The organism is Flavisolibacter ginsengisoli DSM 18119 (assembly GCF_900129295.1).
Classification (GTDB): domain Bacteria; phylum Bacteroidota; class Bacteroidia; order Chitinophagales; family Chitinophagaceae; genus Flavisolibacter; species Flavisolibacter ginsengisoli.
The window spans coordinates 64,008-79,423 of record NZ_FQUU01000008.1 but is presented as its reverse complement, the minus strand read 5'-3'; the positions used below and the strand labels follow the sequence as shown (position 1 = coordinate 79,423).

The 15,416-nt window shown below is 39.3% G+C and carries 9 protein-coding genes; 5 read left to right on the top strand and 4 right to left on the bottom strand.

The annotated features are described in order from the left end of the window. Positions 1-69: 69 nt before the first annotated feature. Entirely contained in the window at positions 70-1,740 is a 1,671-nt protein-coding gene (locus BUA53_RS10645) for a glutamine--tRNA ligase/YqeY domain fusion protein (RefSeq protein WP_072835358.1), read from the top strand. Positions 1,741-1,833: 93 nt separating this feature from the next. On the opposite strand, the gene BUA53_RS10640 is transcribed toward BUA53_RS10645, so the two are convergent. Further along, a complete protein-coding gene (locus BUA53_RS10640) occupies positions 1,834-4,398 on the bottom strand; it encodes a zinc-dependent metalloprotease (protein WP_072835357.1) in 2,565 nt (854 codons plus the stop codon). 342 nt (positions 4,399-4,740) lie between these two features. On the opposite strand from BUA53_RS10640, the gene BUA53_RS10635 reads away from it, so the two are divergent. Then, complete coding sequence (locus BUA53_RS10635; RefSeq protein WP_072835356.1) at positions 4,741-7,011, top strand: Tex family protein; 2,271 nt, start codon at positions 4,741-4,743, stop codon at positions 7,009-7,011. A 74-nt stretch (positions 7,012-7,085) separates the two neighbouring features. On the opposite strand, the gene BUA53_RS10630 is transcribed toward BUA53_RS10635, so the two are convergent. The 3 genes from BUA53_RS10630 to BUA53_RS10620 all read right to left on the bottom strand — a co-directional run bounded on the left by BUA53_RS10630 (position 7,086) and on the right by BUA53_RS10620 (position 8,499). Next, positions 7,086-7,478: a GreA/GreB family elongation factor gene (locus tag BUA53_RS10630; protein ID WP_072835456.1), complete on the bottom strand. Its 393-nt coding sequence runs from the start codon at positions 7,476-7,478 to the stop codon at positions 7,086-7,088. Positions 7,479-7,553: 75 nt separating this feature from the next. After that, a complete protein-coding gene (locus tag BUA53_RS10625; RefSeq protein ID WP_072835355.1) occupies positions 7,554-8,075 on the bottom strand; it encodes a hypothetical protein in 522 nt (173 codons plus the stop codon). 70 nt (positions 8,076-8,145) lie between these two features. Further along, the gene (locus BUA53_RS10620; RefSeq protein ID WP_072835354.1) at positions 8,146-8,499 is read right to left on the bottom strand and encodes a hypothetical protein; all 354 of its coding nucleotides are present in this window, start codon (positions 8,497-8,499) and stop codon (positions 8,146-8,148) included. A gap of 146 nt (positions 8,500-8,645) precedes the next feature. Here BUA53_RS10620 and dinB point away from each other — a divergent pair, with 146 nt between their 5' ends. From dinB to ppsA, 3 genes are all read left to right on the top strand, one after another. Then, positions 8,646-9,749, top strand: coding sequence for a DNA polymerase IV (dinB, locus tag BUA53_RS10615; RefSeq protein WP_072835353.1), 1,104 nt, complete (start codon positions 8,646-8,648; stop codon positions 9,747-9,749). Between the two features lie 70 nt (positions 9,750-9,819). Further along, positions 9,820-12,519, top strand: coding sequence for an alpha-L-rhamnosidase-related protein (locus BUA53_RS10610; RefSeq protein ID WP_072835352.1), 2,700 nt, complete (start codon positions 9,820-9,822; stop codon positions 12,517-12,519). A gap of 321 nt (positions 12,520-12,840) precedes the next feature. Beyond that, positions 12,841-15,300 (top strand): phosphoenolpyruvate synthase, encoded by a 2,460-nt coding sequence (gene ppsA, locus BUA53_RS10605; RefSeq protein ID WP_072835351.1) that lies wholly within the window; start codon positions 12,841-12,843, stop codon positions 15,298-15,300. Positions 15,301-15,416 lie beyond the last annotated feature (116 nt).

The following is a 15,416-nucleotide window of genomic DNA, read 5'->3' as shown; positions in this document are numbered from 1 at the left end:
AATAGCGGGGTAGTAATTACACCTATACATACTATAGGCTTATCTTTGCACCCGCTACAATAATTAAGTATGAGTGAAGAAAAGCATTTGAATTTTATAGAAGAAATAGTTGAAGAAGACCTGGAAAGCGGAAAGTATAAATCTATAGTTACAAGGTTTCCTCCTGAACCAAATGGGTACCTGCACATGGGTCATGCCACCAGCATTTGCCTGAATTTCGGGCTTACAAAAAAATTCCCTGGATATACAAACTTAAGGTTTGATGATACCAACCCGGTAACTGAGGACACAGAATATGTAGATAGTATTAAGGAAGATATCAAGTGGCTGGGTTTTGAATGGCAGAATGAGCACTATGCTTCGGATTATTTTGATGAATTGTATGAATATGCTGTAAAGCTTATTAATAAAGGACTGGCTTATGTGGACGATTCTACATCGGAGGAAATAGCCTCTCTTAAAGGTACCCCCACTGAACCAGGGAAAAACAGTAAATACCGCGATCGTAGTATTGCTGAAAACCTGGACCTGTTTCAAAGAATGAAAGCAGGAGAGTTTCCTGATGGTTCTAAAACCTTAAGAGCCAGGATTGATATGGCGCATCCAAATATGCTGATGAGAGATCCTGTATTGTACCGCATCAAACATGCGCATCATCACAGGACAGGGGATAAGTGGTGTATTTATCCTATGTATGACTTTGCCCACGGGCAAAGCGACAGCATTGAAAAAGTAACCCATTCTATTTGCACGCTTGAGTTTGTACCGCATCGTGAATTATACAATTGGCTGATAGAAAAACTGGAGATCTACCCTTCGCATCAATATGAATTTGCCAGGCGCAATCTCACCTATACAGTAATGAGTAAAAGGAAACTACTGCAATTGGTGAATGAAAAGCATGTAGATGGATGGGATGACCCTAGAATGCCAACCATTAGTGGGATGCGCAGAAGGGGGTATACCCCTGAAGCTATACGTGATTTTTGTGATCGTGTAGGCATTGCAAAAAGAGAAAATGTAAGTGATGTTGGATTGCTTGAGTTCTGTGTACGTGAACATTTGAATAAAATAGCATTAAGGAGAATGGTGGTTTTTGATCCGCTAAAGGTGATCATAACAAATTTTGCAGAAGAAACCCAATGGCTGGAGGGAGAGGATAATCCAGAAGATGAAAATAGCGGGACAAGAAAAATTCCTTTTGGAAAAGAGTTGTACATCGAAAGAGAGGATTTTATGGAAAATCCTCCAAAGAAATATTTCCGATTGTTTCCTGGCGGAATGGTAAGGCTTAAATATGCTTACATTATTCGTTGTGATGAAGTGGTGAAAGATGATTCAGGCAATGTGACTGAAGTACACTGTACCTATATTCCAGAAAGCCGCAGTGGGCATGATACATCAGGAATTAATGTAAAAGGAACATTGCATTGGGTTGAAGTAAAGAATGCAGTTACTGCAGAAGTGCGATTGTATGACCGTTTATTCAAGGTTGAAGATCCTTCAAGCGAAGAGGGAGACTTTAAAGAATATATCAATGATAATTCCCTGCACACGGTGGCAACAGCTTTTGCAGAGCCAGCTTTAAAGAATGCCAGGATCAATGAGCGCTACCAGTTCCTGCGTAAGGGTTATTTTACCCTGGATAATAAGGATACATATAGCAGGTTGGTCTTTAATAGAACTGTAAGCCTCAAAGATTCGTGGAAGCCAGGGCAGGCCACACCTTTGAAAGGATAGTATTGAAATTGTCTTTTAAACTAAAAAGCACCCGGATCGCCGGGTGCTTTTTAGTTTATATTAATCACGGTAAGTAGTGATCATATCCTGACATTAATCTTTTGGGTTCAAAGCCTCGGTAATACGATCCTGAACATCCAGTAAATGTGCCCTGGTATTGGCATCTTTATAAGCTGGAAGAGCAGCTTTGATTTCTGCTGAAAGCGTTCTTAACTGCGCCTTGGCAATAGAAATAGCATCTGAGGTTTTACTGCTGGATGAAGGTGCTGAAAATCCTATAGGTGTCAGGACAATAGATGATCCGGCCTGGTCAGGATTAATGATCTTATTCAAGCTCTCTACAAAGGATTTTTGCAGGCTCCTGCGGTAAATATCTACAGGTTTATGAATTGCAATTTCGCTCCATATCCCTTTCCTCAGATCAGTAAGCATTTCCGTTGCTGTGTAAGCGTTTTTATTTTCTTCTTCGAAACGGAAAAGCTTATTGAACGTGTTGTTATTAATCAGGCGTCCTAATATATTATTCTGAACATTACTAATGGTAGTAAGCCTGTTGCTGCCAGTATAATCAGAAATGGTATTATCAACAATCCATTTTGGTGTCTGGAATAATTGTAACTGTAGAAACTGCATAGCTTCTTTTTGCTTGCTGCGTGAAACAAATTCCACCACTGTTCCCTGTTCTTCAACCATTTTAGGAGTGGTTTCTATGCCTCCTATATTTTTAGCCACATGACCCATATACCTGTTGAATTGGGTTACTACCTGGCCATATAACTCATTTAATCCTGAATAATCTTTATTGGGTTCTTTTGTCCACTCCGGAAGTTGCACAACAATACGCTTCAGATTCTTTATACCATAATTACTTGCAGTGATAGCATTATCACCAAGGTCTTCATTTTGTGCACGTGGATCATCAGGGTCTGTTTCTGTGCCAAACCAATAGCGCTTGTCTTTAAGCTTCTCTATAGTTTTTTTGTTCATTAAAGCCACTTCCTGTTCAGGTGTAACAGAAGGCGGTGTCCACCTATAACCCCATTCAATGGCCCATTTATCATAGTCGCCAATACGAGGGAATAAACCCACTTCAGAAATATGGTCCTCGGGTTGAGCTACATAGTTAAAGCGGGCATAATCCATGATAGAAGGAGTATGTCCATTTGCTTCTACCCAGGCTTTATTGCGAAGGTTTTCTACAGGCACGGTTGAAGACGATCCATAGTTATGGCGCAAACCCAATGTATGACCTACCTCATGTGAGGAAACAAAACGTATCAGTTGGCCCATTAAAGAATCAGGAAATCTAAGTGACCTTGCCCGTGGGTCTACGGCTGCCGTTTGTACAAAATACCAGTCACGAACAAGGTTCATGACATTGTGGTACCAGTTTATATGCGATTCCAGGATCTCGCCACTTCTTGGGTCGTGAACGTGGGGGCCACTGGCATTAGCTACATCGGATGGTTTGTATACAATTGCTGAATATCCTGCACCTTCAAGGCTCCAGGAAGAATCATCAGTAGGAGGGAGTTTTGCAACGATCGCGTTTTTCCAGCCGGCTTTTTCAAAGGCCGCATTCCAGTCGTTTACACCAGCGATGAGGTATGGAACCCATTTCCTTGGCGTTGCAGGGTCAATATAGTAAACGATCTGTTTTTGAGGTTCCACCAATTCGCCTCTTAAATACTTATCTACATCCCCTGGCTTAGGTTCAAGCCTCCAACGTGTAACCATCCTTATTTCTTCCACTCCCTGGGGATTGGCGTCAAAATCTGTATATCCTGTTGCAAAGAATCCAACTCTTGGATCAAAATAACGTGGTTTCATTGCGGTAGAGGGCAATAAAACCATGGAGCTATTCAATTCAAAGGTAGTTGGCGTTCCTGCGGAAGGCCCAAAAGATGCAGCAGGCGAGCCTGATCCAAATGCTGGTGCCTGGGATCGGATATAAGTCTTTACTGTTTTGATTTCGATATTCTTTGGATAAGATCTTACGTCATTTATATAAGAGTTCTCTTTCTGATAGGCATTAAGTCCCAGTGCTCTTTTGGTGCGGGCATCAAAGAAAAGAACATCATTATCTCCCATTATATAATCTGTCATTTCTATTACAGAGCCTTTTGTATTGGTAAGCGAATCCTTTGAAAACGCTTTGATATCAAAAGAAGCGGCAATAGGTTGGAGGTTGGAATTACGAACAGACTGGAACATGCCTGCAGAATCTCTTCCTACTTCCTGGTAAGAAATATTTCTGAGGAAAATCTTGTTATTAGGGCCTTTTTCGAAGGAAATAACATTATCTGAGATCTGGTCTCCTGCATAACCCAGAAATCCTGCACGTGCGCCGGCGGGTGCTTTTGAAATGCGGTTAACTACAAGGATATCCCTGTTAAGAAGAGAATCAGGAATGTCAAAATAGTATTTGTCTTCCACTCTGTGAGTGGTAAATAATCCTTTATCTGTTTTGGCTTTTGAAGTAATTACTTCAGCATATGGCTTAGGCCCATTATTATTTGAAGTAGTCTTTCCAGATCCTGGAAAATTGCCAGGGGTAACAGTTCCTGAACCTGGACGCGCAGGTGTTTCCTGGGCAAAGGTTAAGGTAGATGAAAACAGTAAGCTGGTTGCAACAGCAACAGCAACGCGACGATTCATGTTCTATTTTTAATTGTTAGGTAAATGAGGCAGTCAATGAGGGGGGTAATTTACAACAGTAATGGCAGTATTAAGTGCTAATACATAACAGTCTTTAACCTTTATTAACAAAATTTGACTAAGAATAATGGATTGGTTATTAAGGTGGTATTTGTATTAAATTATTCATAGCATATTAGAGGAAGAACCTGAACTAAAGGATTACACTTAGCAATCAAAGCCTTCAGGGATAATTTACTTACTGTAGTATAGTTACTCCATTTGAAAGAATCTAAATTTTATTATTCCCTGCTTCCTTTAGATTTGCAGCCCTTACAATTAATATCCTATAATAAGTGAGCTATGGAGCTTAAATACATACAACAAATTGCGGGAAAGTTAAACCTGGCAGTAAAACAGGTAAATAGCATTGATCAGTTACAGAGTGAAGGAGCTACTATTCCGTTTATGGCACGGTACAGAAAGGAAGTTACAGGTAACCTTGATGAAGTAGTTATTGGTAACGTTGTAGAGGAGATCAGTTATTTTAAAGAGCTGGATAAGCGAAAGGAAACCGTCTTGAAGACGATCGAAGAACTGGGCAAACTCACCCCTCAATTAAAAACAAGAATTGAGGATTGTTATAGTGCTACTGAACTGGAAGACATTTACCTTCCTTATAAGCCTAAACGCAAAACAAGGGCTACCCAGGCTATTGAAAAAGGCCTTGAACCTTTAGCCAAACTCATTTTTGAACAAATGGCCGGGGATGTGGAAGCTGAAGCTCTTAAATTTATCAAAGATGATGTGAAAGATTCAAAGGAAGCCTTGCAGGGTGCCCGGGATATCATTGCTGAATGGATTAGTGAGCACGAGCAGGCCAGGGCAAAAGTCAGGCAACTATTTACAGAAACAGCTGCCGTAACCTCCAAGGTTATATCTACAAAGAAGGATGAGGAAGATGCCCAGAAGTACAGGGATTACTTCGAGTGTAAAGAATCACTTTCACAATGTCCTTCCCACAGGCTATTGGCTATCAGGCGTGGAGAAAAGGAAGGTTACCTGATGATGGATATCAGTGTAGAAAAACAATTGGCAATTGAAGAGCTGGAAAGAATTTTTGTAAAAGCCTCTAATGCTGCTTCAGCTGAAGTTAAAAAAGCTATAGAAGATTCTTATAACCGGTTACTGAAATCTTCTATTGAAAACGAATTCCGTTTGTTAAGTAAGAATAAGGCAGATGAAGAAGCCATTCATGTGTTTACAGAAAATCTGCGCCAGCTTCTGCTGGCTTCACCATTAGGCTCTAAAAAAGTCCTTGCGCTTGATCCGGGATACCGTACTGGTTGCAAACTGGTTTGCCTGGATGCCCAGGGAAATCTTGTATATAATACTGCCATTTATCCTCATCCACCACAAAATCAATGGCAGGAAAGCGTTGCTGAATTAAAACATCTGGTAGATAAATATGAAATTGAAGCAATAGGAATAGGCAATGGCACTGCCGGACGGGAAACGGAACAATTGGTGCGTAGCATTGACTTTGGCAAACATGTAATGATATTCCAGGTAAATGAAAGTGGAGCTTCTATCTATTCAGCCTCGGAAGTGGCAAGGGAAGAATTCCCTGACCATGATGTTACAGTGCGTGGTGCTGTTAGCATTGGCAGAAGGCTGCTTGATCCATTAAGTGAATTGGTAAAGATCGATCCCAAGTCCATAGGTGTTGGCCAGTACCAGCATGATGTAAACCAGGTAAAATTAAAACAGGCATTGGATAGGGTGGTGGAAAGCGCTGTGAACTTTGTAGGAGTGGACGTAAACACTGCTTCCAAGCATTTATTGCAATATGTATCAGGAATAACTTCCACCCTTGCCAACAATATAGTGCAATATCGTTTGCAGCATGGAGCATTTAAAAGCAGGGAAGAATTAAAGAAGGTTTCACTGATGGGCCCAAAGACATTTGAACAATGTGCTGGTTTTTTAAGAATACCAAATGCACAAAATCCACTGGACAATTCCTCAGTGCATCCGGAAAGTTACGAGGTGGTAGAAAAGATGGCCAGGGATGTACAGGCTACCCTGGAAGACCTGATTAGGAAATCGGAATTGAGAAAGCAGATCAACCGAAAACAATATATTTCTGAAACCATCGGCGAATTTACAATTGATGATATACTGAAAGAATTAGAGAAGCCCGGCAGAGACCCCCGTGAACAAATTGAGGAGTTCAGATTTGACGAAACAATTAAATCTATAGGAGATCTGAAAGTAGGCATGAAAGTACCAGGGATAGTGACAAACATTACAAATTTTGGGGCTTTCGTAGATATAGGTGTAAAACAAGATGGATTGGTGCACCTATCACAATTAAGCAATCGTTTTATTTCTGATCCAAACGAGGTAGTGAAATTGAACCAGAAAGTAATGGTGACTATCACTGAAGTTGATGTGAACAGAAAGCGTATCGCTTTAACCATGAAAGATGAGAACCGCCAGGAAGCCAAAGGAGTAAAAACTGGATTAGAAAGAAAAGGGCCTCAGGTTAATAAACCAACCAGCAAAAAACCAGAACCTTTAAATCCATTTCAGAGCAAGCTTATGGAGCTTAAGAAGAAATTTAATGATTAGGCTTACCGGTATAATTTAAAGAAATAAAATGGCTCCTTCAGGGAGCCATTATTGTAATGAGAATATGATAGGTGTTATTCATTTACAACCTTTACAATAGTAAAAGTCTTTTTGCCTGAGGGTACTTCCCAGGCAATTTTTTCGCCTTGTTTAAATCCCAGGAGCGCTGTTCCTATAGGGGCCATTACTGAGATCTTTCTTTCTTTGATATTTGCCTGTTCTGGAATGACAACCATTAATTCCATTTGCTTGCCACTATCTTCCTTAATGACGACCCTGGAATTGAGCCGCACTACATTTCCAGGAAATTGATCTTTCGGCACCAGTCTTGCCTTTTTTAATTCAGATTCCAGTTCTTCTATATTCTGATGATCAAAGGCAGTCTTGCCCTGGCCACTTCTGATGCAGTTAATTAATATATCGTAATCATCTTTTCTAAGTAATAGTTGATTTTTTGTCTTAGTCATAATGGTAAAATTGAGGTGAATAAATACAATTGGATTATGTCCGATCTCCCGGAATGGAAAAGTTGGGAGGGGCATTTATGCCCTTTCCCTTGTTTCTGACATTAATAATTTTGTAATCATTTTTTCCCAGTCCCTTGCCTTTAATTCCAGTTCAGACATTTCATAAATATGATTGGTGATGTTATCATAAAAAGAAATCTCAAAGGGCGGCTTGTTTTTCCAAAAAGAAAATTCTAGGGTAATGGATTGAAGGAAAGTTTCTGGTTTATTACCTCCCTGAAATTGTTCAACCTGGTTATAGTTCTTTTTTACGGAACATTTTTTTACTTCTTCCAATGCAATCAGTGTTTCGATTATCTTTTCTTCCCTATATTCTACTATAAGTATTTTTCTTGTTATACCATCTACGCCAATGATGCGTTTACTGGAAACCTCCTGGCTTGAAAAGTTTAAATTATGCGCTGATGCCATATGGCTACAGATGGAAAGTAATTCACCTGTTATTTTCTTTTGGTGCTGTTTACTGGAATAAATTAAAGCAAAGCTTATAGCTGCTATTATGGCAATGATTATTAGTGCCACAAGTATTGTAGACATGTATGATAATTAAAAAGTTAATGAATGTGATTCAGGCAAATACAATGTTGTAAATGCTTAAAACTTTTAATTACCAGAAATAATGATGTGGAAAGATGAGAAGGAGTGCGATAGGTTTAGTTAACCTAAAACTTTCCGGAATTTCCTTTGTATTACTTACCCGCTCATTGCCAAATTGGCTCTCCTCAAAGAAAAATCTTTCAAAGGGGTGGTAGCGGTAGGAAGCATAATTAATCCCTGTTTGGGGAATAGTGGTAAGTGATGCAAATTGCTTTGGACCTAACTTATCCTTTCTAACGGAAGATTGCTCAATTGATTTACCAGATACTATTTTTCCCTGGTTTAAGGGAAGCATTCCTGCATTAACCTGTCCTGGGTTAATGATATAAAAGGAAGCTAATAGTATGTAAAGCAAGAATCGCATTAAAGCAAATGTAAGTATTTAAACAGGAAGGTTTTTTTCCAGGCCTTTTGTTAACAGATCCTTTGTGGATTGAAAGTAAATGCATTGTTAGAATCCTGGTTTATTATTTAAGCCTTCTTTACATTTACCCTTGATAATTGTCTATTGTGGAGGAAACCCCAAAAGTTTTAAGGAAGATCATTCATATTGATATGGATGCATTCTATGCTTCGGTGGAACAACGTGATAACCCCGATTTAAGAGGGAAACCTATTGCTGTTGGAGGTTCTCCCCAAGGGCGTGGAGGAGTTGTGGCGACTGCCAGTTATGAAGCAAGGAAATTTGGTGTCAGGTCTGCCATGCCTTCTAAAAGAGCTATACAGTTGTGCCCCGCGATTATTTTTGTAAAGCCTCGTTTTGAAGCATATAAAGAGGTGTCCAGGCAGGTCCGTGCCATCTTTGAGCGATATACTGATATTATAGAGCCATTGTCGCTCGACGAAGCATACCTTGACGTGACAATTGATAAACAGGGTATTGGTTCTGCAATAGACATTGCAACAGCAATAAAAGGTGCTATAAGGAATGAATTGGGATTGACGGCTTCTGCTGGAATATCTATTAATAAGTTCATTGCTAAAATAGCATCTGATATGCATAAGCCTGACGGCATCACTTTTATTGGGCCTTCCAGGATAGAAAGATTTGTTTCTGATCTACCAGTTGAAAAGTTTCATGGGGTAGGAAAGGTAACCGCGGAAAAGATGAAAAATTTAGGACTGCATACCGGTGGTGACATTAAAAAGCTTAGTGAGCAGGAATTGAGAAAGCATTTTGGCAAGGCAGGCAGCTTTTACTACAAAATAGTGAGAGGAATTGATAATAGACCAGTTGAACCAGAACAAGAAACCAAATCGATAGGAGCAGAAGATACTTTTCCATATGATCTTACAAAACTGGAAGAAATGGAACTGGCATTGGAAAAAATTACTGAAACGGTTTGCAGGCGCCTGGATAAACACAATCTGAAGGGGAAAACCATTACTGTAAAGATCAAGTACAGTGATTTCAAAATCATTACCCGTAGCAAGTCATTTTCTGACTGTTTAAATGATCACAATTCAATACTTGCCGCTGCCAGGGAACTTCTGGAAAAAACAGAGCCCGAGGGAGCAAAGATCCGTTTACTGGGTATTACGATTTCTAATTTCCCCTCTCTGTTAAGTAAAGGAAATGGCAAATGTGCACCGGGCCAGCTTAATCTTTTTTAAACCATTACAACTTCAGCGTTATAGTATTTCTTTTTTTCTGACCTTTAGCATAAGCACTTAAATTTTTACAATGCAAATCCTTTTACGCGCTTTCTTATCCTTAATGAGCATAATGATAATATTGAATGTGGCTTTAGCCCAGGAGAATAACATTATCTGGAAAACCAATCAATATACTATCTATAAGGACAGCGTTGTACAGGGAAAATTTGTTGCCAAAGCTATTTCAGAAAAGGAATTGATTTCTGATTACCAAAGCCCTGTAAATGAATTTAAGAGTCCTGCTATTACATTCAAATTCAGCATCAATGGTAAGGACAATGAAATGAAATCAGGAGTAGACCATCATTTTGTGGTGATACCTAAAAATGGTTTAGCTGAAACACCGATAATTAAATTCGGTGTACAATTAAAAGACACCACTTCATCACATGGCTATTTGCCATCTAATACTACTCTCAAAATCAGGTTAGATATGAGGGAAGTAATAAATGCATTTAAAACACAGGGTTATTATACCACATTCAATGGTGATAAGATCTATAAGGAAGATTTTAAGGGCGTATATGTTGCCGGTAGTACTTCCCCGCTTACCTGGGATTTCGATAACCTTGTTAATCATCAAGGCTTGCAATTACATGACGAGGATGGAGATGGTATTTACGAATTAAATATCAAGCTAAATGAACCTGGTGATGTGAAAGGTACAGCAAGTCATTGGAAGGCATCCAGGGATGTTTCTGCATTTCCATCGTATTCCTCTGGCTTCCCTATTTCAGATGTTATTTATAACCTGGCACTAGAAGAAATGGTTAATGCTATTGAACCAGACAGTACTTTCAGGACAGGCAAAGAATGGGCAGGAGTTTGGACAAGGGATATTAGTTATAGTATTATTTTATCAATGGCATACCTGCAGCCTCGTGTAGCAATTAAAAGTTTGTTGAAAAAAGTAACCTCTTCTAAAAAGATCATCCAGGATACTGGAACAGGTGGGGCATGGCCGGTAAGTTCAGACCGAATGATCTGGGCTGTGGCTGCCTGGGAAATATATAAGGCTACAGGAGATAAAGATTGGTTGGAACAGGCTTATTTGATTATAAAGAATTCTATTGATGATGATCTTAATACCATTTATGATGCAAAAACAGGAATGGTAAAAGGTGAATCTTCTTTTCTTGATTGGAGAGAACAAACCTATCCTAAATGGATGCAACCAGTTGACATCGCAGAGTCTGAATGCCTCGGAACAAATGCAGTTCATTACCAGGCCAATATGGTTTTAAGTAAGATGGCATCTGAATTGGGCCATAAACAAGTGGCTGAAAAGTATGCTGCCATAGCGCAGAAGATCAAGAAAGGTGTGAACCAATATTTGTGGATGCCTGGTAAAAATTATTATGGTCAATATTTATATGGTAGAAATAGCATGTCTCTATCTCCAAGGTCAGAGGCACTTGGGGAAGCATTAGCCATTTTATTTGGTATCGCAGGTCCCGAACAGCAAAAGAAAATAGTGTCTAATACCCCTGTCACTGATTTTGGAATTAGTTGCATATTTCCACAAATACCTAATATCCCGCCATATCATAATAATGCGGTATGGCCTTTTGTTCAAACTTACTGGTTATGGGCAAGTGCTAAAGCAGAAAATGAAAAATCGGTTATGGAGAGTATTGCGGCCATATACAGGCCTGTAGCTTTATTTGTAACCAATAAGGAGAATTTTGTTGCAGCTAACGGAGATTTTGCGGGTACACAGATCAACTCCAGTAATATGCTCTGGAGCCTGGCTGGTAATCTTAGTATTGTACATAAAGTATTATTTGGTATAAGATTGAATGAAGATGGTCTCAGTTTCCAGCCTTTTGTTCCGGAATCCCTGAAAGGACAAAGAACCCTTAATAATTTTAAATACAGGCGGGCAGTTTTAAATATAAAAATGGAAGGCTTTGGAAACCAGGTCAGTCGCTTCCTTGTAGATGGCAAGCCATCTAAGCCTGTAATTCCAGTAACCCTGGAAGGAAAGCACCAGGTAACTATTATATTAAAGAATAACCTTTTCATAGCTAAAAACATCAATAAAGTTGCTAACTATACTAGTTTACCGGCCCCGGATGTAACTTATTTAAATGGGAAACTGCAATGGTCACCTGAACCAGGAGCTCGGACATATAAAATTCTTAAGAATGGTAAAGTTTTGACAACTGCTTCAGATTTGCAATACCCTGTTAAAGAAGGCGTGTATGCTGAATACCAGGTGGTAGCTGTTGATAGAAAAGGAATTGAATCCTTTGCCAGTCAACCCATTGCTGTTGTTGATAAAAAATATGCTACAACCATTGAGATGGAAGATGTATTTCCAAAATCTGAAATGGCTTCCAGCGGTTATTCAGGCAAAGGATTTGTGGAAATAAGTAAGACAAAAAACCGGGAACTAACAATACCCTTAACTATTAAGGCTGATGGCGTATACCTGGTTGACTTTAAATACGCCAACGGTAATGGCCCTACAAATACAGAAAACAAATGTGCCATCCGCACCTTATTGGCTGATGGGAAAAAACAAGCAACCATATTATTTCCTCAACGGGGAAAAGATGTATGGTCTGATTGGGGCTGGACTAATACCATTCCTGTTTTCCTAAGCAAAGGAAAACATGCAATAACCCTGGCTTTCATGCCTTGGAATGAAAATATGAATGTAGAAATCAACCAGGCAATGATCGATATGATGAGAGTTATTCAAGTCAACGAGAAAACGCCATAATGAGATTTACTCTTTAATTGCGCTAACCTTAATTCCACAATTTAAGTGTAGACACCAGGAATTTGGCCTTTTCAACCGGGTATGATTTTAGTATTGTGTACATGGTACAAGAATAAACGTTGCAATTAAAAAGGTTTATATCTTGTAGTCCTAACCATGCGACCTGATTTTCCCTTCAAATATTTTAATGATGAACGTACTCTGTATGTTTATCTCATTATGTCCCTTGCAGGTGACCTCTCTTAAACATTTTTACAAGCTTCTCCATTTCCGTATCAATTAGCTGTCCACCTACAGCCTTTACCTATTTAAACGATTGCTATGCTATCTAAAAACGTTGTCCAATTGGACCAGGTTGGTATGAAGGATATTGACCTGGTTGGAGGGAAAAATGCTTCCCTGGGCGAAATGCTTCAAAATCTCACAAAATTGGGTGTAAGTATTCCCGGTGGATTTGTAATTACTGTGAATGCTTACCAGGAATTTATCAGGCACAATAACCTTGATGAAAAGATCAGGGCCCTGGTAAAACAGATCGATTACAAATCGGTTGAATCATTACGCAGGTCTGGACTTCAGATACGTAATGTCATTCGCAATGGCCGCTTTCCATCACATCTTAGCCAGGAAATCATTGATTGTTATTATGATCTTTCAAAAAGGTACGACCAGGAAGGAACTGATGTGGCAGTGCGTTCTTCAGCAACGGCCGAGGACTTGCCAGATGCTTCTTTTGCAGGTCAGCAGGAAACTTATTTAAACGTTAGAGGTCCCGCGGCATTGATGGATTCTGTACGTAACTGCTTTGCATCGTTATTTACAGACAGGGCTATTTCCTATAGAGAGACTTTTAAGTACGACCATTTTGAAATAGGTCTTTCAGTTTGTATTCAAAAAATGGTTCGTAGTGATTTGGGTGCAAGCGGCGTAGCCTTTTCTCTGGATACAGAAAGCGGATTTAAAGATGTCATTGTAATCAATGGTTCTTATGGACTTGGTGAGATGGTGGTGCAGGGCAGTGTATCTCCAGATGAATTTATTGTATTCAAACCAACCTTAAAAACCGGGTATGCATCCATCATTGAAAAGAAGCTCGGAATAAAAGACCAGATGATGGTATATGGAGATGACCCGGATGAAAGAGTAAAAATTATCCCGGTAGATAAAGCGGCTCAGAAAGAGTTTTGCCTGGATGATGAAAAAATACTTCAATTATCACGATGGGTATTACATATCGAAGGATATTATTCTCAATTAAAAGGCCATTGGTGTCCAATGGATATAGAATGGGCATTGGATGGTTTATCTGGTGATCTGTTTATTGTCCAGGCAAGGCCGGAGACCATTCACTCAAGAAAAGACCATGACACACTTACTGAATTTGTAATGCACACAAATACGGCTCCTGTATTAGTAAAAGGCATTGCTGTTGGAGATAAGATAGCATCCGGTAAGGTGAAGATCATGTATTCACTTGACAAAAGAGTAATGGAGGGGGAAGAATTTAAAGACGGTGATGTATTGGTAACTGATATGACAGATCCGGACTGGGAGCCTATCATGAAAAAGGCTTCAGCAATCGTCACCAATAAAGGTGGTAGAACCTGCCATGCTGCTATTGTAGCCAGGGAGATGGGAGTTCCTGCAATTGTAGGTTGTGGAAACGCCACCAGTATTTTAAACGACGATGATGAGGTTACTATTTCATGCGCAGAAGGTGATATCGGAATGGTTTACCAGGGAAAACTTTCCTTCGAGGTAATAGAAACAAAACTGGTAGATCTTCCTGCAGTCAAAACACAGCTGATGCTAAATGTTGCTTCTCCATCCCTGGCTTTTCGTTTTTCACATATTCCCAATAAAGGTGTGGGACTGGCAAGAGAAGAATTTATTATCAATAATTATATTGGTATTCATCCTTTGGCTTTATTAAAGCATCATGAGCTAAATGATAAAGAGCTTACCCAAACAATAAAGACAAGTATCAGAGGTTTCAAAAATGAAGAAGACTTTTTTATATCCAAACTTTCTTTTGGAATTGCCAAGATAGCTGGAGCATTTTATCCTAATAAAGTCATCGTTAGATTTTCTGATTTTAAATCAAACGAATATTACAACCTTCTGGGAGGAAAGTATTTTGAACCGCATGAAGAAAATCCAATGATTGGATGGAGAGGTGCGAGTCGATATTATTCAGATAATTATAAGCCAGCCTTTGGATTAGAATGCAAAGCGATCAAAAAGGCAAGGGAAGAAATGGGCTTGACGAATATAGTAGTAATGATTCCTTTTTGCCGAACTGTGGAGGAATTAATCAAAGTAAAGGAAGTAATGGCTGAATATGATCTTGTACCAGGTAATGATGGACTGGAACTTTATCTTATGGCTGAAATACCTTCTAATATTATAATGGCTAAAGAGTTCGCTGCACATATTGATGGATTCTCAATTGGCTCTAATGACTTAACCCAGTTAACCCTGGGACTTGATAGAGATTCCTCTTTAGTGGCTCATTTATATGATGAAAGGAACATGGCTGTTAAATCAATGCTTTCCCAATTAATTACAACAGCAAAACAGTGTGGAGTGAAGGTTGGTATCTGCGGCCAGGGTCCTTCCGACTATCCTGATTTTGCACAATTCCTGGTTGAAATGGGAATAGACTCTATTTCTGTAACCCCTGATTCTGTAATAAAAACAATGAAAGCGATTCACTACATTGAGCAGGAAACGCTTAAAACAAAGGAAGTGATTTCATCGTCAGGAGAATTGATCAGTTAATAGCAGACAATATAAAGAGGCTATTGTTGTGACTAAAGCAGCATTTAGCCTCTTTTCTATTATAGCTATAAAATAGTTTGCAAACTTGGGCCTATTCTATCAAACGCATACAAATT